The organism is Psychroserpens sp. Hel_I_66 (genome assembly GCF_000799465.1).
GTDB lineage: Bacteria > Bacteroidota > Bacteroidia > Flavobacteriales > Flavobacteriaceae > Psychroserpens.
Window position 1 is genome coordinate 1268514 of the sequence record NZ_JUGU01000001.1, and the last position, 24845, is coordinate 1293358.

Annotated in this window: 19 protein-coding genes; 16 read left to right on the top strand and 3 right to left on the bottom strand. The window is 33.9% G+C overall.

The annotated features are described in order from the left end of the window. Window positions 1-242: 242 nt before the first annotated feature. The 5 genes from GQ40_RS05750 (at window position 243) to GQ40_RS05770 (ending at window position 5132) form a co-directional block, all read left to right on the top strand. Complete coding sequence (locus GQ40_RS05750; protein WP_047546563.1) at window positions 243-1142, top strand: NAD(P)H-binding protein; 900 nt, start codon at window positions 243-245, stop codon at window positions 1140-1142. Between the two features lie 68 nt (window positions 1143-1210). Further along, window positions 1211-2071 carry a helix-turn-helix domain-containing protein gene (locus GQ40_RS05755; RefSeq protein WP_231565548.1) on the top strand — a complete coding sequence of 287 codons (861 nt, stop codon included), beginning with the start codon at window positions 1211-1213 and terminating at the stop codon, window positions 2069-2071. Between the two features lie 240 nt (window positions 2072-2311). Next, on the top strand, window positions 2312-3214 hold the full coding sequence (locus GQ40_RS05760; RefSeq protein WP_047546565.1) for a DUF6892 domain-containing protein: 903 nt from the start codon (window positions 2312-2314) through the stop codon (window positions 3212-3214). Window positions 3215-3370: 156 nt separating this feature from the next. Beyond that, window positions 3371-4396: a hypothetical protein gene (locus GQ40_RS05765; protein ID WP_156115524.1), complete on the top strand. Its 1026-nt coding sequence runs from the start codon at window positions 3371-3373 to the stop codon at window positions 4394-4396. Window positions 4397-4562: 166 nt separating this feature from the next. Continuing rightward, a complete protein-coding gene (locus GQ40_RS05770) occupies window positions 4563-5132 on the top strand; it encodes an SRPBCC domain-containing protein (RefSeq protein WP_047546569.1) in 570 nt (189 codons plus the stop codon). 151 nt (window positions 5133-5283) lie between these two features. Here GQ40_RS05770 and GQ40_RS05775 read toward each other — a convergent pair whose 3' ends face one another. Further along, the gene (locus tag GQ40_RS05775) at window positions 5284-5766 is read right to left on the bottom strand and encodes a substrate-binding domain-containing protein (RefSeq protein WP_081990180.1); all 483 of its coding nucleotides are present in this window, start codon (window positions 5764-5766) and stop codon (window positions 5284-5286) included. A 427-nt stretch (window positions 5767-6193) separates the two neighbouring features. Between GQ40_RS05775 and GQ40_RS05780 the strand changes: the two genes are divergently transcribed. The 6 genes from GQ40_RS05780 to GQ40_RS05805 all read left to right on the top strand — a co-directional run bounded on the left by GQ40_RS05780 (window position 6194) and on the right by GQ40_RS05805 (window position 15235). After that, the gene (locus GQ40_RS05780; RefSeq protein WP_047546573.1) at window positions 6194-8050 is read left to right on the top strand and encodes a glycoside hydrolase family 13 protein; all 1857 of its coding nucleotides are present in this window, start codon (window positions 6194-6196) and stop codon (window positions 8048-8050) included. Window positions 8051-8203: 153 nt separating this feature from the next. Then, window positions 8204-9583, top strand: a complete 1380-nt coding sequence (locus GQ40_RS05785; protein ID WP_047546575.1) for a vanadium-dependent haloperoxidase — start codon at window positions 8204-8206, stop codon at window positions 9581-9583. A 259-nt stretch (window positions 9584-9842) separates the two neighbouring features. After that, on the top strand, window positions 9843-10898 hold the full coding sequence (locus tag GQ40_RS05790) for a ThuA domain-containing protein (protein ID WP_047546577.1): 1056 nt from the start codon (window positions 9843-9845) through the stop codon (window positions 10896-10898). A 175-nt stretch (window positions 10899-11073) separates the two neighbouring features. Beyond that, the gene (locus GQ40_RS05795) at window positions 11074-11508 is read left to right on the top strand and encodes a hypothetical protein (RefSeq protein ID WP_047546579.1); all 435 of its coding nucleotides are present in this window, start codon (window positions 11074-11076) and stop codon (window positions 11506-11508) included. 188 nt (window positions 11509-11696) lie between these two features. Then, window positions 11697-12827: a transglutaminase domain-containing protein gene (locus GQ40_RS05800; protein WP_047546581.1), complete on the top strand. Its 1131-nt coding sequence runs from the start codon at window positions 11697-11699 to the stop codon at window positions 12825-12827. A gap of 155 nt (window positions 12828-12982) precedes the next feature. Next, window positions 12983-15235, top strand: coding sequence for an FUSC family protein (locus tag GQ40_RS05805; protein ID WP_047546582.1), 2253 nt, complete (start codon window positions 12983-12985; stop codon window positions 15233-15235). A 156-nt stretch (window positions 15236-15391) separates the two neighbouring features. Here GQ40_RS05805 and GQ40_RS05810 read toward each other — a convergent pair whose 3' ends face one another. Then, the gene (locus tag GQ40_RS05810) at window positions 15392-15811 is read right to left on the bottom strand and encodes a nucleoside-diphosphate kinase (protein ID WP_047546584.1); all 420 of its coding nucleotides are present in this window, start codon (window positions 15809-15811) and stop codon (window positions 15392-15394) included. A 242-nt stretch (window positions 15812-16053) separates the two neighbouring features. On the opposite strand from GQ40_RS05810, the gene GQ40_RS05815 reads away from it, so the two are divergent. From GQ40_RS05815 to GQ40_RS05825, 3 genes are read left to right on the top strand one after another with little or no spacing between them, the layout of a single operon-like run. Further along, entirely contained in the window at window positions 16054-17070 is a 1017-nt protein-coding gene (locus GQ40_RS05815) for a DHH family phosphoesterase (protein ID WP_047546586.1), read from the top strand. Further along, a complete protein-coding gene (gldI, locus tag GQ40_RS05820; RefSeq protein WP_047546587.1) occupies window positions 17070-17606 on the top strand; it encodes a gliding motility-associated peptidyl-prolyl isomerase GldI in 537 nt (178 codons plus the stop codon). Before GQ40_RS05815 ends, gldI begins: the two co-directional genes overlap by 1 nt. Window positions 17607-17620: 14 nt before the next feature. After that, on the top strand, window positions 17621-18841 hold the full coding sequence (locus GQ40_RS05825) for a peptidylprolyl isomerase (RefSeq protein WP_047551544.1): 1221 nt from the start codon (window positions 17621-17623) through the stop codon (window positions 18839-18841). Between the two features lie 73 nt (window positions 18842-18914). Here the strand turns inward: GQ40_RS05825 and GQ40_RS05830 are convergent, their stop codons facing one another. Then, on the bottom strand, window positions 18915-20378 hold the full coding sequence (locus GQ40_RS05830; protein ID WP_047546590.1) for an aminoacyl-histidine dipeptidase: 1464 nt from the start codon (window positions 20376-20378) through the stop codon (window positions 18915-18917). Between the two features lie 262 nt (window positions 20379-20640). Here GQ40_RS05830 and GQ40_RS05835 point away from each other — a divergent pair, with 262 nt between their 5' ends. Together GQ40_RS05835 and GQ40_RS05840 are read left to right on the top strand one after the other, a co-directional pair. After that, window positions 20641-21711, top strand: coding sequence for a DUF3810 domain-containing protein (locus GQ40_RS05835; RefSeq protein ID WP_047546592.1), 1071 nt, complete (start codon window positions 20641-20643; stop codon window positions 21709-21711). A 100-nt stretch (window positions 21712-21811) separates the two neighbouring features. Beyond that, window positions 21812-24841, top strand: a complete 3030-nt coding sequence (locus tag GQ40_RS05840) for an amidohydrolase family protein (protein WP_047546594.1) — start codon at window positions 21812-21814, stop codon at window positions 24839-24841. Window positions 24842-24845 lie beyond the last annotated feature (4 nt).

A 24845-nucleotide genomic window follows, 5' to 3' on the forward strand; every position in this document is an offset into this window, starting at 1 on the left:
CTATTTGGATAATTCCTTCGGAATTTTCTCGCGTTCGTTTTTGTTTATCAAATTAGTTGTTTAAACACGCAACTAACCATTCACAAAAACATTATAGCGGTAATGGAAAAAACATTGTGCTAAACAACAAACTATAAAATTGAACCTTACATTAGCGTACAACAAAAGTATATTTGACTTCAAAAGTTTTTCTGTTATTTAACAATTTTGCAGTGCAATTCTGCAATAAATAAAACAGAAAAATGAAAATCACACTTACAGGTTCTATAGGTCACATTGGAAAACCATTGACAAAAGAACTAATTAAAAAAGGACATTCGGTAACTGTCATAAGTAGTACTACCGAAAGAGCGAAAGAAATTGAAACCATTGGAGGAAAACCATTAATCGGTTCAGTATTAAATGTTGATTTTCTTATTTCAGCATTTAAAGGTGCAGACGCAGTTTATTGTATGGTGCCACCTGCTAACTATTTTGACCAAAGCCTTGATTTGCCTAAATATTATAGCGATTTAGGTAATAATTATGCAGCAGCGATTAAAAAAACTGAAATTAAAAAAGTTGTAAATTTGAGTAGTATTGGTGCGCATTTGGAAAAAGGTAATGGCATTTTGAGCGGAACATACCAAGTGGAAAAATCACTCAACGAATTGCCACAAAATGTTGATATTACACATATTCGCCCAACTGAATTTTACTATAATTTATTACCACAAGTTCATAGTGTTAAAGCCAATGGATTTATGGCATCCAACATTGGTGCTGACGTTGTAAATGCTTGGGTATCGCCAATTGACATAGCAAGTGCTGTTGCCAATGAATTAGTATCAAAATCTCAAGGCAGAAAAGTACGGTATGTTGCAAGTGAAGAAATAACCTATAATAAATTAGTATCCATTCTCGGCAAAGCAATTGGAAAACCTGAGTTGCATTGGGTAACCATTACAAATGGACAAATGAAAAGCAGTTTAGTTTCAGTTGGAATGCAACCTGAATGTGCTGAAGGACTAATAGAAATGTATTCTGCGGTAAATAGTGGTTTACTTTACGAGCATTATAATTTACACAAACCAAAAAGTATGGGTAAAATAAAAGTTGAAGACTTTGCCAAAGATTTTGACCAAGCATATAACAAATTATAAAATCTTTAATGAAAGTAACATAACCATCTCATATCAAAACAATTAGCGAATATCATCGCTATCGTGGTTTGCCCAAACCTGAACATCCATTAATAAGTGTCATTAATTTGGACGAATTACCAATTCTTTCATCTAATGGTCAGTCAAATTGGGTTTTTGATTTTTATTCCATCGCCTTAAAACATAATTTTGATAGCGATATTAAATATACTTACGGTCAGCAAACCTATGATTTTGACGAAGGTGTGTTGTTTTTTATATCGCCAAATCAAGTTTTTTCAGTAAAAGCAAATGGTAATTACAAACTTTCGGGATGGATGCTACTTGTTCATCCCGATTTTTTATGGCAGAGCCCATTATCTAAAACCATTAAAAAATACGAGTATTTTAGTTATTCGGTAAACGAGGCTTTACACCTTTCGCATAAGGAGGAGACGACAATTTTAAATATTATTCAAAATATAAAGCAAGAATATCACTCAAATATTGACCATTTTAGCCAACGTGTTATTTTAAGTCAGCTTGAGTTGTTGCTCAATTATGCCGATAGATTTTATAATAGACAATTCATAACAAGAAAAATAACTAATCATAGTATTTTAAACCAGTTAGAAGATTTACTGAACGATTATTTTAATCTAAATAGTTTAATCGAAAGTGGTTTACCTACGGTGTCAAATATTGCTAAGGAATTAAATGTTTCGCCAAATTATTTAAGTGGTTTGCTAAAATCTCTTACAGGACAAAGCACCCAACAACATATTCACGAGAAATTGATTGCAAAGGCAAAAGAAAAACTTTCGGTCACAAATTTATCAGTTAGTGAAATTGCTTATGAATTAGGTTTTGAACATTCGCAATCATTCAGCAATTTATTTAAGAAGAAGACGAATTTATCGCCTTTGGAATATAGAAAATCGTTTAATTGAAAAGATAAATATTGCCGAAACCACTACCGCTAAAAATGTATATGAAACATAGCTATTACAGGCTTTCCGAGAGGTTTTTGCTTCGTTATTAAGTTCGTCAAATTTTTATTTTTGTATATTTAGAGATTAAAAGATAAATAGAAAAAATAAAAATTCGGCTCGTGTTTAATCCGAAACTATAGTGTCTTTTTACTCGTTACGTTTCATATACGGAGTCGTTGAAGCCAATTAAAAAGCCTGATGATTACATTAAGTCTGTCACAAAATGAATTTAAAATTAATAATATTGAAATAACTTTCCCTATTGAAATTGAAGTCTTAAGAAAAACATTAGCCCTTGTAGGAAGAATTAATAAAAAAAAACATAATACAATTTATACTTGGGATGAATTAGGAATTTTAGCTTACTCAAAAAATGGTAAATTGATAGAAAGTCTATCATTAGAACTGAAAAATGAAGATTTTGATTTTAGTGCTAAACAAATTTTTAAAGGAAATTTTCTTTTTGATAATGAAGAGATTTTAACTTATTATAAAGTAAATAAAGATAAAAGAGTCAAACTTTTTGAAGGTGATTCATCTGGAGCTCTAGTCTTAAATAATATCAGTGTTTGGTTTGACTCTAACCAAAATGATATTGAGGCTATTGAAATAAAGGCTTACGAAGGCTCTTCAATAAGAGGAATTCCAAAAGATAAGTATGTCATAAAGAAATTAGATGAAGAGGAAATTAAATTTGTTGATTTCGGATTTAAGTTATCAATTATACAGGAACTGATGTACAACAAAGAGTTGATTAAACCCAAATTTGATTTGTTTGAATTCGTCCTTTGGTATCCAAAAAGAGAAATTGACCTTGAAGAAGAAGGATATGAACCCATTGAAGAAATTACACATTATTTTAGGGACTTACCTATTCCGAAAAGATTAGCATCTGAAATAACAGAAATTTATCAGGATGGTGGAAATGACATTTATATGCAACTTCTGCGATTTGGAGAAGGTTGGGAAGATTATTGGGATATTGAATCAGCAAAAGATGCAGAACAATTTCCAAACTTGAAAAAAGCTGTTTTAAGTTATGCAAAGGAAAATGTACTTAATGAATTAAATGATATGGGAATTAAAGCAGAATGGATATAAAAACTGGCTACAACAGCGTGTAAAAAACATTGCTTATTTTAGTTGAAACGTTTTGGCATTACCCTGTTTTACAGCTTTTTATTATCCTGCGGAAAATCCTCGCAAGTGAACACGCAACTTGCCTTACACATTAATGTTGGCAACAATTTAAGAAAAATGAGAAAAATTATCCTAAAATTAGTTTTGGCACTTTTAATTGTGAGTTGTAAAAACGAAACTAAAAAAGAAAAATCTAATACTATTTTTGAAGTTGTGAATACTATTTCAGATAGCATTGTTGTGGGAGAAATGACAATAAATAATGCTTTTAAACATCAAATTTTAGCTCATAAAGATTCAAGATTTGATAGTTTAACAATTTTTAATAAAGTATATCTGCCTAATAAAAACACCTTCGATAATTGCCTTGGAATGATTTTTGGTGATGAGAACGGAATGAAGTTTAAACCAGCTGGAATATACGATTGGAACAAAAACTTAATAATTGAAAACAAAGATCTAATAGAATCAAAATTATCCATTTTGGACTCGATAGATATTAATCAGTTATTTGAAAATCACTTAACTGCTGTACAAGAAATGACTGGACAAAAAGGGAAAGGTAAATGGATGATTTATATGGGTCCAAAGGATTTTCAAATTTTTGGAGGTTGCGATAAAAACTCTATGATATTAGATATGTTTGGAGAGGCTTGGAATACAAAATCAATAAATGACTTATTTGCTCACGAAATAGAGCATTTAATTTTTGAACCAATAGCACAAAAAGACCCAAATGGAAATACTGGATTAGGTATAACCTTAGATGAAGGATTAGCAGTTTATTTTACCTATGTATATCTTGATCAGGACTTGAAAGAAGCACTGTATGGTGATAGAAATATGCTTTTATTTAATCGTGAAAAAGAAATATTTGATGCTCTACAGCCATATTTATTTAAAACAATAGAAGAAGGATGTCCAATATTTAAACATTGTGGCAGAAGCGACGGTTGCCAACCAATTATTGATGATATTCCTGAAGATATGCAAGATGAATTATGCTATTTTTTAGGTTTCCGAATTATTGAAAATTATGTCAAACTAAATGGAAAAGATTCTTGGAAAGACATATACAAAATCTCTCTAAAAGAATTTTATGAAAAAAGCGGATATAAAGAATTTATTGATTCTAAAAAATAAAAACCATTATCAACACCGTATAATATTTATTGCTAGTTCTAGCCTACTTAGGAAATCCTAGCGGATTTTCTAATCGGTTTTTATTTGCTAAATTAGTTGCTGAAACACAAAAATCAACATTGCCAACAATTAAAAGAACCACAGTAAACATTATAAAATAGATATTATGAAAAGCTTAATGATAACATTTTTGTTCTTGCTTGTTAGTATCTTCACTTTCGGACAGGACAATTCTGAAATTGAACTTAAAAGAATAACGTCAAAAATTGACTCAACCAAAACACCTGAACTAGTTCTAATTCAAGAATTCATGGTCAAGTCGCCAATTGATTCAGTTTGGAACGCATACACTACTAAAAAAGGTTATGAACGTTGGGCAGCACCATTAGCAGAAGTGGATTTAAAAGTTGGCGGATTTATTAAATCGAACTACAATAAAGATGGGAAGATAGGAGACAGTACCACAATTATTACTCACATTATAAATTACGTCCCTAAAACATTGATTACACTGCAAGCTGAAATTACTGATAACTTCCCTGAATTTATGAAAAAAGAGGCGAAAGACTTTTATAATGTTATCTATTTTGAAGAAATGAAAGATGGATATACGAGTGTTAAATCCTATGGAATTGGATATAAAAACAATTCTAAATACCTTTCGCTAATGAACTATTTCATTCCAGCAAACGAAAAGATTTTAATGAATTTAATAACTCATTTAGAAAAGGAATAATACTAAAAACCGTTAGCTACACCGTATAAATTAATTGGTACTGCAAGCCACTTACGAAACTCCTTGCGGATTATCTATTTGGTTCTTATTGGCTAAATTAAGTCCTTAACCGCACCACTCATCATACATCAAATGTTACCAGTAATCTTGACTAATCACTAGCAAATGATGAATTTCTTTGAATTAAACTCGACTCAACAACCGTAGACTTAAAATCAATTTGACTTTTTGATTTAATCCTGTTAATTAAATTCGTAACAGCAATCTTTCCAATATTTTCAGCATGAAAATCCACGCTAGATATAGAAGGATAAAATTCTCTGGACAACTCCCCATCTCCACATCCTATAACTTTTAAATTCTCCGGAATTTCTATATTTAACTGCCTCGCTATTTTTATTGTCTTAGCAGCCATTAATTCATCCACCACAAAAATAGCGTCGATTTCAGATTTTATCAAAATAGAGCGAATTGTGTCTTCGGCATCTTTAAGGTTTTCAATTTTGAAGATCAATGAGTCATTATAACTATTTGATTTTTTTAATGCTGAAATATAACCTGCCTGCCTCTCTTGAATAACATTAAGAGAAAGGTGGGTAGTAAATAAGGCAATGCGTTTACAATTCTGTTTAATTAAACTATGAGTTGCGTTAAATGCACCATTAAAATTATTTCAGTAGGTTTAGAGCTATATGAAAAGAGATCAAATTAAGTGACTGTTCTTACTCTAGAATTTTCTTATTTGATTTTTTTGTATTCAATTAGAAATTAATAGAACTATTTAAAATAATTTCCTAAAAGAATCATTTTGTTGTACCTAAGTTGTACCCAAGCCATTTTTTGGAACAAATTGACAATGTTTAAACTAAGTAAGCTTTTAAGTTCATTATAGAAAATATCGAAGGCACAACACTATATTTAAAAAATTACTATTTTTATCCTCAATCAATTTTAGTTTATTTGTTCGCTATTTTTTAATTTTCCGAAGGAAAATCCTCGCAAACCAACACACCACGTACGCTAAACATAAACGTGATATACTATTTAAATAAAAAAACATAATGAAACTCCTTTTTAATAAAAACATACTACTAAATTCTGCATTCTTATTTCTTCTTTCAATAGGATATAGTCAACCAAATAAAACAGTTAAAAATGAGGAATTTGTGCCTCAATGGGCGAAGACCGTGGTATGGTATCAAATATTTCCGGAGCGGTTCAGGGATGGTGATACTGCTAATAATCCAACGATAAACGACATAAAGGGAGCGGATCCTCAAGAACAACCTGCAGCATGGCAAATACATCCTTGGGGAAGTGATTGGTACGAACTACAGGCTTATGAAAAAACCAACGGTGAGCCTGAACTTTGGAAACACATGTTGCGAAGACGTTATGGAGGCGACCTTCAAGGAGTCATAAACAAACTTGACTACCTGCAAGAATTGGGAGTGACCGCCATCTATTTGAACCCAGTTTTTCAATCGCCATCACTTCATAAGTACGACAGTGAAAGTTACCATCACATTGATCCAAATTTCGGTCCTGATCCGGAAGGAGACAGAAAACTAATAGCTACCGAAAACCCCTTAGATGCTTCCACTTGGGTTTGGACAAGTGCGGATAATTTAGCTTTGAAATTGATAGAAAATGCACATAATAGAGGAATGAAAATCATCTTTGATGGTGTATTCAATCATTTAGGCTATAACAGTTTTGCGTTTCAAGATGTATTGAAAAACCAACAAAACTCACCTTATAAAGACTGGTTCATCATTAAATCCTGGAGAGATGAAGAGAAAGGCACGAAGTTCGATTACGAAGGATGGTTCGGAGTGAAATCACTACCTGAATTGAAGGAAGATAGCACAGGCATAGTCGAAGGTCCGAAACAGTATATTTTCAACGCGACCCAGAGATGGATGAATCCTAAAGGAAAAGGTACAGCATTCGGCATTGATGGATGGAGGCTGGATGTTGCTTTTTGCATTGGTCACCCTTTTTGGAAACAGTGGAGAGCACATGTGAGATCCATAAATTCTGAAGCCTACATGACAGCAGAGATTGTTGATACTCCAGATAAAGTACAACCTTACATGCAGGGCGATGAGTTTGATGGTGAAATGAATTATAATTTTGCTTTCGCTTCTGCTGAATTCTTTTTCAATACAGATTCTACAAGCATCAAAGCAAGCGAATATGACACTAAATTAAATGAACTTCGAGAGCTCTATCCTTCAGGTGTTGCGTATGTGTCTCAAAATCTTTTTGGAAGTCATGATTCAAATAGAGTTGGTTCACATATTGTAAATAGCGATCTAGGCATCGGTAATTTCAGGAATTGGGGTACATATTTCAATTCTTCAACCGCTTCAAATAATCCCAACTATTCTACCAGAAAACCTGAGGAGGAAGACATCGAACTACAAAAATTATTTGCCATCATGCAGATGACCTACGTAGGTGCGCCAATGATTTATTATGGTGATGAAGTTGGAATGTGGGGTGGCAATGATCCGGATAGCAGAAAACCCATGATTTGGGATGATATTGCCTATGAAGATGAAGTATACAGCGTTGATGGTTCTAAACATGCTCCAGATAAAGTGGCAGTGAATAATGATTTATTTCAGCATTATAAAAAGCTGATTACTATAAGAAATAACCATACTGCCTTACAAATGGGTACCTATAAAACTTTATTTACAGATGATGAAAAAGGTGTCTTAATTTTTGAACGCAACTACAATAATGAAAATTTAATTGTCGTAATTAATAACGGTAATAGTGAGTATGTTGTTGATGTCGCCGAATTAAGTAAAGAATGTTTTACAGACTTAATTAGTGAGAAAGTATTTGAGAACAATAAAATAATAGTTGCTAAAAAATGGGGACTTGTACTAAAAAAATGTATATGATATCTCAAAATATAAATAGGTATTTAGTATAATTTTTTATTAGAAAAACAAAAAACCTATTAATTGATATTTAAAAAATTAATTTAACTTGTTACCAACTATACGTATATGATATTTAGAGAATACCCATTCTTTAAAAATAAATTTTAGGACATGAAAACTTCTAATTTAAAATGGTTACTACTTGTATTGTTAGCTTTACCTATATTCGAATCTTGTAGTACAGACGACAATCAAGTAAACACTTATATTAATGAAACAGTTGTAACTGATGAAACGACACAACTTATCGTAGAGTGGAATGAATTATGGTTAGAACTAGATCGCTATACCTATGGAATGCGACCAAATGCCACAGCTAGATCATTGGCATATATAAATCTTGCTGCTTATGAGACTGTAGTTGACGATATGGTAGATTTCACTTCAAACGCTTCTAGATTACAAAATTTAACCATTGACAATTCTCAGCGTGCAAATACTATTGATTTAAATATAGCCTTAAATACCTGTTATGCTGTAGTTATGGATTACTTTATGTATAACATTCCCATTGAAATGAATAATGAAATAGACCAATTCAAAGTCACAAAAGAGAATGTTTTGTTTCAAAATGTAACTAATCAAGTATTTATAGATTCTCGTCAATGGGGAAACTATGTTGCAGAACAAGTCATAGCGTACAGTCAAACCGACCTTCAAGCAGAATCACAAATACTAGATCCACAACCTTTATCTTATGAGCCTCCAATAGGAGCAGGTTACTGGACCTATAGTGCAGATCAGGAAAGAGCTTTGTTTCCTTATTGGCAATCTGTTCGCACATTTGTAATATCATCTGATGATACTTCAACCATAGCTCCAATGGATTACAATGAAGATTCTAATAGCGATTATTTTGCACAGATGAATGAAGTTTATATTACAAACAATGCAGCTAAATTAGAAAACAATGAAGATTTATGGGTCGCCGAGTATTGGTCAGATGATGTTGAAGGTCTAATGATGAGTCCACCAGGAAGACAAATTTCAATAGCTAAACAATTAATTGTTCAAAATGATTTCAACCATGAAACTTCCTTGGTACTATTGCTTAAATTAGGCTTCGCACTTAATGATGCAGCAGTGTCAACTTGGGCAGATAAGTACAATTATATGGTAATGAGACCTCATGTTTATATACAAGAATTTATTGATCCCGAATTTGAAACCAATCTCTACAAATTTATTAATTGGCCAAATCCGTCATTTCCAGGTTACCCTTCTGGTCATTCCTGCTTTGCTTCGGCAGCAGGAGGTATTTTTATTGATACTTTTGGGAATACGATAGATTTTACTGAACGCGCCCATGAAGGAAGAACAGAATTTAGTAGTGCGCCAAGACATTTTAACTCTATAAGTGAAATGGTTGAAGAAGCTGCATTTTCTAGAATACCATTGGGAGTACATATGAGAATAGATTGTACAGAGGGAATGCGACTGGGTTATGAGATTTCAGAAGCTGTTAATGACTTTGATTTATCAGTAAATTAAAATTATTCAAAAAAAAACAATTCCCTTTTTTATCTTATAAAGGACAAAATTGGACTTGTAAGCTAAGACATTTATAATTCATTACTAGTACTCGCCTACTCATAATGATTGTTGCAGATTTTCTATTTTATTGTATTTACTAAGTTAATTGATTAAACCCGCAACTCATCCTATATATTAATGTTTGCCAAAGGCTAAAATTAGATTTTTCAAGAAATAGTAAAAAAAAGAACCCGTAATTATTTATGAATTAAATACAATGAGAAAATTATATTTTTATGGGATACTTTTCATTCTAGCATTTGGATTATCATGTGGTGAGTCTAAGAATAAAGACATTCCAAGTCCAAAACTTAAGGTACTGATTATTGATGGGCAGAACAACCACTATATTTGGCCAAAGACATCTATGATTATGGGAAGTTATCTTGAACAAACTGGACTTTTTGATGTAAAAACAACCCATATGGATACCATTTGGTTAGGCATTAAATACAATCCTAACAGATCCGGAACTTTAACAAAATATATCCATGAATTTCCTTTAGATTCTTCTAAGCATGTCATTTCTGCTCAACCAACTAAAAATTCAAATTTTAATATTGATTTTAGTAATTACGATTTGATCGTTTCCAATCTTGGGTTAATGGTCGCTGATTGGCCTGATCGTACCAAAAGAAATTTTGAAAAATATATCAACGAAGGTGGAGGACTAGTTGTTGTACACGCAGCAAATAATTCCTGGGGAAACTGGGAGGAATATAACAAAATGATCGGTCTCGGTGCATGGGACGGACGTGACAGTATTTCTGGTCCCTATGTTTTTTACAACAGTGATAGGGAAATTGAAAAGGACCATTCTAAAGGAGTGGCTGGCTCGCATGGTTTAGAACATGAATACACAATTACTTCGAGAGCGCCAGAACATCCAATAATGAAGGGTTTACCATTGACTTGGATTCATGCAAAAGATGAACTTTATGATCGTATGCGTGGTCCATTTGAAAATGCAACCATTCTTGCAACTGCTTATTCAGATTCAGAAAAAAACCAACAACCATGGGAGCCTGCAATGAAAGGTACTGGTTGGAATGTGCCAACATTGATGGCCATCAATTATGGTAAAGGTCGAATCTTTCATACTACTTTAGGTCACTTTGATTATTCTATGGAATGTGTAGGGTTTATGACGACTTTTCAGCGAGGTTCGGAATGGGCAGCTACCGGAAAAGTGAATCAAGATATTCCAGATGACTTTCCTTCTAAAGATAAATCAACTTCCAGAATTTGGACGAAAAAAGTAGGTGATAAATAGGTAAGCATTCTGAATAAAATATTCAAAACTTTTGTCAATAATAGTTTTACACTATTGCTTGTCCTCACCTGCTTAAAAAAAAACCTCACGTAATTTCTATTCAGTTTTTATTTTCTAAATTACGTGCTTAACAAAAAAAATTACACAAAAAAACGGTGTAAAACATTGAAAAAAAATGAAAATTAAACTTTTAACCTTAGCAATTTTAACTTTTATAAGTTGCAAAAATGTCAATGAAAAAGAAAGTGAACAACAAGAAATCAATATTGATTCTACTGAAATCAAATCGACATCTTATGAAAAAAAACAAAAGAATGCCATCAGTAATGGCATTTGGATAAGTACCATCGATTCTTTATCAAGCGTTGAGATTAAAGGCAAAAAGTGGATTTTTAAATATAAAAGTGTACAAACTGCAACAGACGATTATTATGAATATTTGATAAGTGAGAGTGTTTTTGATAAAGATAGTTCGCTAATTGGCGGTACTTTAGTTTTGACAAAACAATCTAATACTCTAAAATACGGTATAGATTATATCTCTGATAAAAACATGGATCTTATCTATTTACCAAGGGGTAATTTTCAGCACTTTGAGAAAAAAGAATAAGTATGTTGTAGAACACAATATTTAAATAATGCTAGTTTCATATAAATTAATGATAATTAATTGTTAGTTGGCATTTAATTTTTCTTCGGAAAATTCTCGCTCACAAACATAAATATCCTTAAATTTTTAAAACACTCTGTAACAATAATTTTGAACAATCGTCTAAAGCAAAACTAAATTTAAATGATATGGCTTATAGAAATTTTTTCCTAATGGTTATGGGTCTGATTGTTGCGAACGTTTACTCTCAAAATAAACTGCCAACAATAAACGCTAATTCAACCACAGTTGATATTTTAGAAGATGGAGTTTTAAAGAAAGGCTATTGGTCTATTGCGCCAGAAGTAAACCCAGATATTTATGAAACTTCTTCGAAGAATATCACATTTTACACAGATATTGATTCCATTAGTTTTGAAGTTTCAAAAAACAAATACTATGATTTTGAAATAATCATCAACCAAAAAGAAAGCGCTATCACCCGTATACAATGGGTACCTTCAAGATTGGATATGCTAAAGCAAGCAAGTGAATATGAATTTGAAAATGATAGTTCCATTCCCAAATTCAGTTACCAATCAAAAGAAAGTCCAGAACTTGTTAAATTAAGGAGAGAATTAAAACTTGATTCAATCGCTGGTAATGGTAACGAGCTATCTCAAATTTTCAACTTATTTAAGTGGGCTGATAATGTTGTTGAACACGATGGTAGCAGCAGCAATCCTACCCTTAGAAACGCAATTGATCTACTAAAAATATGTAAAACAGAAAATCGAGGGCTTAATTGTAGAATGCTTTCTATATTTCTTAACGAATGCTATTTAGCAATGGGTATAAAATCGAGATATGTTACTTGCATGCCTAAAGAAACAGATTTTGATGAATGTCATGTGATCAATATGGTGTATAGCAATGATCTAGATAAATGGTTATGGATTGACCCAACAAATGGAGCGTATGTTATGGATGACAAAGGTAATCTCCTTAGCATACCAGAAGTGCGTGAAAGATTGATAAATGATAAAGGATTAGTTCTTAATGCTGATGCGAACTGGAACAGAAGTGTCCTAAAAAACAAAACCCAATATTTAAATTTTTATATGGCTAAAAATCTTTACCGTTTTCAGACGCCTTTAATAAGTGAGTACAATTCAGAAACCATAGAAGAAGGAAAAGAAATTACTTTTGTGGAACTCTTACCACTTGACGGTATTGTACAGGAACCTAAAAAGAAAGTAGATAGCGACACCATAAATAATGTAAAACGTATGTATTATAAAACAAATAATCCATCGATATTTTGGGCAAAACCAGAGTAAAAATTTTAACTCACAATATTATTTAAGAAAGTCCACTTAGCTCATGCTCTTTAATAACTGATAATGATAGCGATCGGGCAATAATTTTTTCAAAACAACATAAAACCAAATCTTAACACCATTTCAACTAACTTTGCAACAAACTGCAAAGTCATTTGAAAGCACAACTCAAACAGCTAGAATTATTTTTTAAAAGTTCCAATTTTGATCGTGGTATTCGACTTGGCGTCGCGATTGCTGTACCTTTTGCTGTACTCTACTTTTTAGGTTATTTTAAATTTGCACCTGCCATCGTGGTTGGTGCCTTTTTAAATGCACCTGGTGACATACCTGGTAGTATTAAGTATAAAGTCAATGCCATATTAATAAGTATTGGGTTGACGATGGTCATCACAGCTATCATTTTATTTGCAAAACCTCTTCTTCCACTCCTGTTGGTTTCTCTTGCTGTAATATCTTTTTTGGTATCGTTGATTTCAGTATATGGCTTTAGAGCATCTTTAGTTTCTTTTTCTGGCTTGTTGGCTATGGTATTGGCATTTGCCATTCAAAAAGAAACCGTAACCGAGATTTTGGTTCAGGTAGGTTTAATGGGTATTGGTGGGCTTTGGTATTTGGTCGTTTCTTATCTTTTTCAAAGATTGGCACCTAAAAAAGATCAGAATCAATTACTATCGGACACGTTATTGCTCGTTGGCGAATATTTAAAACTTCGTGCCAAATTATTGACCAAAACCTCCAAGCGTGACCAGATTTTAAAACAAACTTTTGTGCTTCAAAATCAAATTAATGAAAAGCACGAGACGCTTCGCGAAACCTTGTTTATTGAGCGTAAACGTTCTGGACGTTCACGCTTTGAGGAAAAACAGCTACTCATCTTTATTTCATCCATCAATATTTTTGAGCTTATTGAAGCCAAACATCTTGATTACAAAATGATAGATAGTATTTTCGGTGGACGTAAAGCATATTTAAAAGCCTCTAAAAAACTGAATAAAATCATGGGTAATCACTTGATACGATTATCTGAATTACTCATTCAAAACGATAAAATCCCAGCAGATGACAAACTCTCAACTGCCTTATCAAAATCAAGTAAATCCATTACCGATTATATTAACACCATAAAATTACCCGAAGCACGAGAAGGCGCTCTCGTCTTAAAAAATCTGTACGATTACCAGGAACAATTGCTACAAGAAATTAAGGCGATAAGACGTGCCATGGATAATGTAAAGGATGCTGCCAAGATATCATTAAAGCGACAAGATTCGAGTCAGTTTTTGACACTTCAAGAATACCGACTAAACGTGCTCACTCAAAATTTTAGTTTCAGTTCCAAAATGTTTCGGCATTCACTAAGATTTGCGATCGCTATTGTTTTTGGTTATGCATTAGGTTTTATTTTTGACATTCAAAACACCTATTGGATTTTGCTCACGATTGTTGTGATCATGCGACCAAATTACGGTCTTACAAAAGAACGTTCCAAAGATAGAATAATTGGCACACTCATTGGAGCTGTCGTTGCAGTTGCTATTGTGTTGATCACCCAAAATGAGATTGTATATGGCGTATTGGCTTTTGTCTCTTTGATTTTCGCGTTTTCTTTAATTCAGAATAATTATAAATCGGCAGCTGCGCTGATTACGATTAGTATTGTATTTGTATATTCGTTGATAAATCCCGATGCTTTTGAAGTAATTCAGTATCGAGTTTTAGATACCATTATTGGAGCTACTATAGCGGTTGTGGCAAATTATGCCTTGTTCCCAAGTTGGGAAGCCAATAATCTTTCTCATATTATTTTAAATGCCTTGACTAAAAATAGAACCTATTTATTTGCAGCACAAAAATTATATCACAACCCAACCGAAGAGAAATTATCATACAATGTGGCCAGAAAAGAAGCATTTTTGGCGATTAGTAATTTGAACGCTGGATTTCAACGCTTGACGCAAGATCCAAAATCTAAACAAAAAGAGTTTCAGGTCATTTACGAAATTGTGACGCTCAATCAAACGATGATTTCTGCAATTGCTTCCATAGGAAATTTTGTGATAAATCATAAGACCACACCAGCTTCCGAAGAATTTGATGTACTTATCAAGAAAATTGGCAATACACTCAACTCAGCAATCGATTGCCTGGATTTTAATAAAGGTGATATAAAAATAACGGATCATACTGCGGAAAAAGCCCAGGAAACTTTATTGGAAAAATACCAGCAATTATCCAATTTACGGGACGAAAACATAAAACAAGGACACACCGAATTGGATACTGAAACACTCCACGCACTCCAAGAGGCTTATTTAATAGCAAACCAAATGAGCTGGTTACAGTCACTTTCCGAAAACCTTAAAAAAGCAACTCTAAAGTACAGATCTGCTTTGGTTGAAGACTAAAGGTTTTTTGACCATTGATTTTTCTAAAGAGATAAAAAGATAGTGTAAATAGCAATACATTTTAAGAGAGAAATTACTTCCCGTTTTTCGCTATAAAACAAAAAAATAGCGCAACCAATGGTTACGCTTTTTTTATATCATTAAAGAAATGTGTAATTAAAACATCTCTCTACCTGAGAAATGAAAAGCACTTTCAATAGCTGCGTTTTCATCGCTATCACTACCGTGTACCGCATTTTCTCCCATAGAAGCTGCGTATAATTTTCTAATGGTTCCTTCTGCTGCGTCCTCTGGATTTGTAGCTCCTATTAAAGCTCTAAAATCTTCAACTGCGTTTTCTTTTTCTAAAACTGCTGCAACGATTGGTCCTCTTGTCATGTACTCCACTAACTCACCATAAAATGGTCTTTCACTGTGTACCTCGTAAAATTCTTGAGCATCTGCAGTCGTCAACTGAGTTAATTTCATCGCTACGATTCTAAAACCAGAAGCTGTGATTTTTTCTAAAATTGCACCAATATTCCCTTTTTCAACAGAATCTGGTTTAAGCATTGTAAATGTTCTATTTGTTGCCATTTTATTCTCTTTTAATTTTTGTGCAAAAGTAATGCATTTATCAAGAAATACAATAGAAAAGTAAAAAACAGATATTCTTCAAATTTCTGTGATTACAAGCGTTGTCTAGACATAACATTGGATATCTTGATTGTGCTCGATGTGACGGTAAATTTGAAAAAACGAGGTCAACACGTTAACATAATGATAAAAAAAATCATTCAAAAGAACTTGAAAACCAAAAAATCCTATCTTCGTAACCTATGAATAAAGAAGATATAAAAAATATAAAAGAACTGTTAAGTTCACCAAAAGAAATAGTTATCATTCCGCATAAAAATCCAGATGGTGATGCCATTGGCTCTACTTTGGGATTGATGCATTACTTAAAAAAAGGAAACCATAAAGCAACCATTATCGCTCCTAATGATTATCCTGATTTTTTAAAATGGATGCCTTCGGAAGATTCCATTCTAAAATATGACCAACAAAAAGACGATTGTGATGCACTGCTCATTTCCGCAGAGATTATATTTACCTTAGATTTTAATTCCCTCGGAAGGATTGGTGATATGGGAGATGCTGTGGCAACTTCCGAAGCTATAAAAATCATGATTGACCATCATCAACAACCTGATGATTACGCGCAATTCACCTACTCTGATGTCTCGATGTCATCAACTTGCGAAATGGTCTATAATTTTATCGACATGCTGGGAGATACCAATAAAATTGACGAAGATATTGCGTCCTGTTTATACACTGGGATCATGACAGATACAGGGTCGTTTCGGTTTTCATCAACCACAAGCGAGACCCATAAAATCATAGGTAAGCTTATTGAAAAAGGGGCTAACAACTCCCAAATTCATAATAGCATTATGGATACCAATAGTTATGAACGCATGCAATTGTTGGGTCGAGCGTTGAGTAATCTAAAGATCATCCCAGAATATAGAACCGCTTACATCACGCTGTCACAAGAAGAGCTCAACACCTATAATTACAAAAAAGGAGATACAGAAGGTTTTGTAAATTACGGACTTTCATTAAAAGGAATCATTTTCGCAGCTATTTTTATTGAAAGCCATCAAGATAATATCATCAAGATTTCGCTTCGTAGCAAAGGTGATTTTTCGGTCAATGAACTCTCAAGAAGTCATTTTGAAGGAGGTGGTCACACCAATGCTGCAGGTGGAAAAAGTGATTTAAACTTGAAAGATACAGTTGACAAATTTATTAGTATCTTGCCAAACTATAAAAAAGACCTCAAAGCCTAATGAAATATATAATTCTCTTTCTCATTGTAGCTACTTTTAGTAGTTGCAAAACACCTGAAGCCCGACAACCAGAATCGGTACAATCGGGTTCATTCTACAAAGAATCTGCAGAACGAAATAAAAAACTTAATGAACGAGAACGCAAGCGTATAGAGAAGTTCATGACTCAAAATCCTGAATATGATTATATTGCTTCGGAAAGCGGATTTTGGTACAGATACCACACAAAAGTAGAAATAGATACCATTACACCAGGATTTGGCGATATCGTCACCTTTAATTATAATGTAAGGGATCTAAACGGAAATGTGATCTACACTGAAGAAGAAATAGGAAACCAAACTTACGCTATGGACCAACAAGAGATTTTTACTGGTCTAAGAGAAGGTTTGAAACTCTTGAAACCTACAGAATCTGCAACGTTTTTATTTCCGTCCCAAAAAGCCTATGGTTACTATGGTGATAAAAACAAAATTGGAACAAACATACCTCTAATGGTAAAAGTAAACGTAAATACAATAACACAAAACCAATAATTACAATGAAATTGATGAGCAAAACCCTACAATTATTAATCCTATGTTTAATAGTAACTCTTGTCTCGTGTAAGGAAGAATATCCTGATCTTGAAGATGGACTTTATGCTGAAATCGTTACAAGCAAGGACACGATGATCGCAAAATTATTTTATGATAAAGTACCAGTAACGGTAGCAAACTTTGTAGCATTAGCTGAAGGAAACCATCCCATGATGGCAGACGAGTTTAAAGGAAAACCATACTATGATAGTCTAACGTTTCATCGTGTGATGGATAAATTTATGATTCAAGGTGGAGATCACACTGCCACTGGTGGTGGAAATCCAGGCTATAAGTTTACTGCAGATTTTGATCCATCTTTAAAACATGATAAAGGCGGATTGTTGTCTATGGCAAACAGTGGTGGATTTAACACAAACGGATCCCAGTTTTTTATTACCGAAGTGCCTTATCCAAGCTTAAATGCTTATGATGACAATGGTGAACTTAAAAATTGCGATCAACCTAGAACTAGCTGTCATTCTGTTTTTGGAGAGTTGGTAAAAGGAATTGAAGTTCAAGATGCCATATCAAATGTAGAAGTAACTCCTGGTTCAAATAAACCTGTTGAACCTGTGTACATCACAAAAATCAACATTATTAGAAAAGGCTCTGCAGCAAAATCGTTTAATGCTCCAAAAGTGTTTGAAAAGGAATTGCCAAATGTAGAAGCCGAAATCCAACAAATACAAGACGATAAAAAAGAGAAACTTGAGCAAGAACAAAAAGAGCGTGAAGAGAAAATAGCTTCTGCTTCCGAAGAAACAAAACCAATGTTAGAAGACTACGCTACCAAAACTACTGCTTTAGCTTCTGGTCTTAAAAAATATGTAATAAAAGAAGGTACAGGACCAAAACCAAAAGCAGGAGATTCTGTTCGTGTGTATTACGAAGGCTATTTTACAGATGGTAAATTATTTGATAGCGATAGAGTTGAGATTGCAGAGAAATATGGTATGTTCAACCAAAGACGCGCAGATGCAAACGCTTACGGTCCAACTGCAATGTTGGTGAGCCCAAATGCACAAATGATCCCAGGATTTAAAGAAGCTTTGGCTAATTTAAAAGTTGGTGAAAAAGCATTCTTTTACTTGCCATCGCATTTAGCATACGGAGAAAGAGGAAATAGAGGAATTCCACCAAATACCGATCTAACCTTCATTGTTGAAATGGAAAGCGTTATAAAAAGATAAAACACATATTAAGCATAAAAAAAGAGGCGATTTCAAATTGAAATCGCCTCTTTTCCATTTTAGAATATACTTATTATTTCTTCGGAATGTTCTTTAAAATCTCCAATACAAACTCCCAATATTTTTGAGCAGAAGAGATTTGTGCACGCTCATCTGGAGAATGCGCTCCTTTAATATTTGGTCCAAAACTAATCATATCCATCTCAGGGTAATTGGTACCAAGAATTCCGCATTCCAAACCTGCATGGCACGCAGCAACATGTGGCTCTTCTCCTCCATTCAGTTTTTTATACAAAGGCACCATCACCTTTAAAATGTCGCTATCCATATTTGGTGTCCAACCTGGATATTCACCACTAAAATCTACTTCACAACCCGTTAACTCAAAGGTAGCGCGAAGTGTATTTGCCAAATCCCATTTTGAGCTCTCTACAGAACTTCTTGTCAAACATCCAATTTTTACAGAGCCATCCTTAACAATAATTCTTGCGATATTATTAGAAGTCTCTACCAAATCCTTTATATCTGCACTCATTCGGTATACACCGTTTAAAGCAGCATAAATGGCTCTGGTCAATCCTTCTTGCACACCAAGATCCATGATTTTTTCTGGAGTATCTATTTTTGAAACCTCGATTACCAAATCAGGTTCCATTGTTTTTAATTCTTTTTTAATGTCTTCAGAAAGCGTTTTTGTTTCAGCAATAAAAGCTTCTTCATGAATAGCATCAATAGCTACAATAGCATTGCTCTCTCTCGGGATGGCGTTTCTAAGACTACCTCCATCAATTTCAGAGATACGCAGACCAAAATTCTCAAAACCATCAAATAAGACTCGGTTCATAATTTTATTGGCATTGCCCAGACCTTCGTGAATTTGCATTCCGCTATGTCCACCTTGCAATCCCTTAACTGAAATTTTGAAACCAATCTTAAATTCTGGTGTTTCCTCCTCTTCGTATGTTCTCGTTGCTGTGATATCAACACCTCCAGCGCAACCAACGCCAATTTCGTCATCTTCTTCAGTATCTAGATTTAAAAGTATCTCTCCATTTAACAAACCACCTTTTAAGCCCATTGCTCCTGTCATTCCAGTTTCTTCATCAATCGTAAAAAGTGCTTCAATTGCAGGATGCGCAATATCTGTACTTTCTAAAATTGCCATGATGGTAGCAACACCCAACCCATTATCTGCACCAAGCGTAGTCCCTTTTGCTTTTACCCAATCACCAACAACGTGCATGTCTATACCTTGCGTATCAAAATCAAAAACGGTATCGTTATTTTTTTGATGTACCATATCTAAATGTGACTGCATCACAATTGGTTTTCTATCTTCCATCCCAGAAGTCGCAGGTTTTTTGATGATCACATTTCCTACTTCATCTTCTATGGTTTCCAGACCTAATTTTGCCCCAAAATCTTTCATGAATTTGATGACGCGTTCTTCTTTTTTAGAAGGTCTTGGAACTGCATTTAAGTCTGCAAATTTATTCCAAAGGGCTTTTGGTTCTAGTTCTCTTATTTCTTGACTCATTTGTATTTGTTTATATTGTATTAAAGCTTTTGAGTTTTTTCACTTCGGAAACATCAACTCAAACATTCATTTTGCGAAGTTACAAATTGTAGCTCAACTAGTTCAAACATACTGTTAGGTTTTTTAGCTGAACAAACCAAGCCTCTCTCGTTACTCCTGATTGCAGTGACAGCCTTTTGGAACAAAAGCTATAACGGAAAGCAGGATACCAACTTCACTAAAAACACTATGATAAGGTTCTAAAAAAACCTATTTTTGAGTCATGCTCAAACACAAGAAACTTTTTATTGCGTTATCTATAATTCCGCAGATTATTCTTTTAAAGATTTTGGCAAACTATCCAGACTTTGTGGAGTCTGTTTATAGTCACGGGATTTATATTTGGATCTCTAAAGCGATGCGGTATGCGTTTGGCTGGTTGCCATTTTCGGTTGGTGATGTTTTATATACACTTTTAGGTTTGTATATTTTAAGGTGGTTATTTAGTAATAGAAAACGAATAATAAAAGACACAAAACACTGGTTATTAGACGTGTTATCTGCACTTTCACTTGGCTATTTTGCATTTCATTTGCTTTGGGCTTTTAATTATTACCGTTTACCACTCCATAAATCTTTAGATATTGACCACGATTATACGACTGAAGAATTGGTTGATCTCACCAAACAACTTATTACCGAAACCAATAATCTCCAATTAGAACTAGCCATAATTGACTCGCTCCAAGTCATAATGCCTTACTCAAAAACTGAGATTTTAAAGATGATCCCAAGTGGTTATGATGAACTGTCCAAGGAGTTCCCTTACCTAGCATATCAACCGAGAAGCATCAAACGTTCTTTATATAGCGTACCATTGACGTATATGGGATTTTCTGGATATTTAAACCCGTTTACCAATGAAGCTCAGGTTGATGGGTTGATTCCATCTTATAAATTTCCCACAACTGGGAGTCACGAAGTTGCACACCAATTGGGATATGCTGCAGAAAATGAGGCGAATTTTATTGGCAGTATGGCTGCAATGCACCATCCTGATGATTATTTTAAATATTCTGGTCATGCTTTTGCTTTGCGTCACTGTTTGGGCGAAGTCTATAAAAGAGATCTTGTATTGTACGAAGAGTTATTACCTCAAGTAAATAAAGGTATTTTAAAAAATTATCAAGAAATGAGGGATTTTTGGGATGGATATGAAAATCCCTTAGAGCCCATATTTAAAACCACTTATGATGGTTTTTTAAAAACCAATAATCAAGTTGGAGGTATGGAAAGTTACAGTTACGTTGTGGCACTTTTGGTGAATTACCACAAAAACAATCCAATTAAATAATTCTCTAATTACTTCAGAAAAACGTTAAAAATCTATATTTTATCATTTCGTTTGCGGTTAATCTCTATCTTTAGGAGTAATTAACAATCAACCCATTTATATGAATAAAATTAGGTTTGCAATTGCACTTTGCTTTTGCAGTTTCGCATTATTTGCACAAGACTACTTCCCCAAAAACGATGGTGTAACAACCAAGAACACAAATTACCAAGCCTTTACTAATGCCAAAATTTACGTAACGCCTACTCAGGTTATTGAGAATGGAACATTACTAATAAAGGATGGCAAAATTATAGCGTCGGGTAATCAGGTAACTATTCCTAAAAATACGACAGTTGTAGATTTAGAAGGCAAACATATCTACCCTTCTTTTATAGATATGTATTCTTCATTTGGAGTTGCAAAACCAGATCGCCCAAGTGGTCGAGGTGGAAGTCCGCAATACGGACCAGGCAGAACAGGTTATTACTGGAGTGATCATATTATGCCAGAAAATAAGGCCATTGACAAATTCTCATATGACAGTAAAGCTGCTGAAGAACTAATTAAGGCAGGTTTTGGAGTCGTCAACACACACATTGAAGATGGTATTGTTAGAGGAACAGGAACTTTAGTCGCGCTCAACCCAAACGATGGTAACGACATTCGTATTATAGACCAAACCTCTGCACAATATTTATCTTTTGACAAGAGTGATGCCTCAAGGCAATCCTACCCAACTTCAATTATGGGAAGCATGGCTCTTTTACGCCAAATGTACTATGATGCCAATTGGTACCTTAATGGAAATAGCGAAACCAAAGATTTATCACTTGAAGCATTGAATGCCAATCAAAATGAAGTTCAGATTTTTGGAGCTGGTAGTCGTGCCAACGCCATGAGAGCACATAAAGTAGGAGACCTATTTGGCATCCAATATGTAATACTCGGTGGTGGTGACGAATATGAACGTATTAATGACATTAAGGCAACAAATGCTTCATTTATTTTACCGGTCAAATTTCAAGATGCCTATGATGTTGAGAACGCATTCTTGAGCAGATCTTTATCTTTAAGCGATATGAAAGCTTGGAACCAAGAACCTGCAAACCCAAAAATATTGGCAGATAATGGAATTACATTTGCTTTTACAACCCATGATTTAAAAGCACCAAAAGAATTCATGCCTAATGTGCTCAAAGCAATTAGTTACGGACTTTCAAAAGAAAAAGCACTTGAAGCCTTAACCACTGTTCCTGCAAAATTATTAGGGAAATCTTCGGAAATTGGCTCACTCCAAAAAGGAGCCTATGCAAATTTCTTGGTGACATCTGGAGATATTTTTGAAAAGAAAACCACCATTTATGAAAACTGGGTGCAAGGTCAAAAAACGGTCATTGAAGATATGAGCCTTAAAGATCTTAGAGGTGATTATGAATTTAATCTTGCTGGACAAGATTATAAAATGACGCTTAAAGGCACTCCAGATAAATTGAAATCTGAAATTACAAGCGATGAAAAAACAAGAGGTTCTAAAATTTCCTTTGATGGCGATTGGGTAAATATCTCAATGACAACAAAAGACTCCACTGAACAAAAGTTTATAAGATTGGTTGCAAATACTTCCGAAGAAAATATATTAAACGGGACAGCTGTATATCCCAATGGAGACGAATTGACGTTTTATGCAAAAAAAAGGGATAAGACAGAAAATACTTCCGAAGAAAAAGAAAATGCAAATGCTGAAGATAAAAATAGCGATGAGGACGATGAAAATAAGGATGATGCCATGAGTGCGAAAGAAATGTTGCCTGTTACCTACCCTAACATGGCTTATGGTTTTTCTGAAATGCCCAAAGCTGAAAACTTACTCTTTAAAAATGCTACCGTTTGGACCAGTGAAGAGGATGGTGTTTTACAAAATACAGATGTGCTTATTAAAAATGGAAAAATTGCAAGAATTGGAAAGGATTTATCTGATGGTAGCGCTAAAGTAATAGACGCAACTGGCAAACATTTAACTGCTGGAGTTATTGATGAACATTCACATATTGCTGCTGCTTCAATCAATGAAGCTGGTCATAATTCTTCTGCGGAAGTGTCTATTGAAGATGTCATTGATGAAGAGGATATTGATATTTACAGAAACCTTGCTGGTGGTGTAACATCTATACAAATTTTACACGGATCTGCGAACCCGATTGGCGGACAATCGGCAATCATAAAACTAAAATGGGGAGCATCTCCTCAAGATTTAATTTACACAGATAGTCCTAAGTTTATAAAATTTGCTTTAGGTGAAAATGTAAAACAATCCAATTGGGGCGATGATTCTAGAAATAGATTTCCGCAGACAAGAATGGGTGTTGAGCAATTATACATTGACTATTTTACTAAAGCTAAAGCTTATGATGATTTGAAAAAAAGCGGAAAAGCATATCGAAAGGACGAGGAAATGGATGTGATAGCTCAAATTTTAAACAAAGAGCGTTTTATTTCCTGCCACTCTTATGTGCAAAGCGAAATCAATATGTTGATGAAAGTTGCAGAGCAATTTGATTTTAATATAAACACGTTTACCCACATTCTTGAAGGCTACAAAGTTGCTGAGAAAATGAAAGAACATGGTGCTGGTGGATCGACATTTAGTGATTGGTGGGCTTACAAATATGAAGTCAACGATGCGATACCTTACAATGCAGCCATTATGCACAATGCTGGTGTTGTGGTTGCCATTAATAGTGATGATGGCGAAATGTCACGTCGTTTAAATCAAGAAGCTGCAAAATCTGTAAAATATGGTGGTGTTAGTGAAGAAGAAGCTTGGAAATTTGTGACTTTAAATCCTGCAAAACTATTGCATATTGATAATCGCGTTGGAAGCATTAAAGTTGGTAAAGATGCAGATGTTGTTTTATGGACCGACCATCCAATGTCTATATATGCAAAAGCAGAGAGAACGATTATTGAGGGTGTTACTTATTTTGATTTAAAACGCGATGAAATGATGCGCGACCAAATTAAAAAAGAAAAAAGCAAACTTATCAATGATATGATAAAAGCAAAAAACAAGGGCTTAAAAACACAGCCTATTAAGAAGAAAGAAAAAGTTCAAATGCACTGTGACTATTTAGATCATGTACAACACTAAAAAA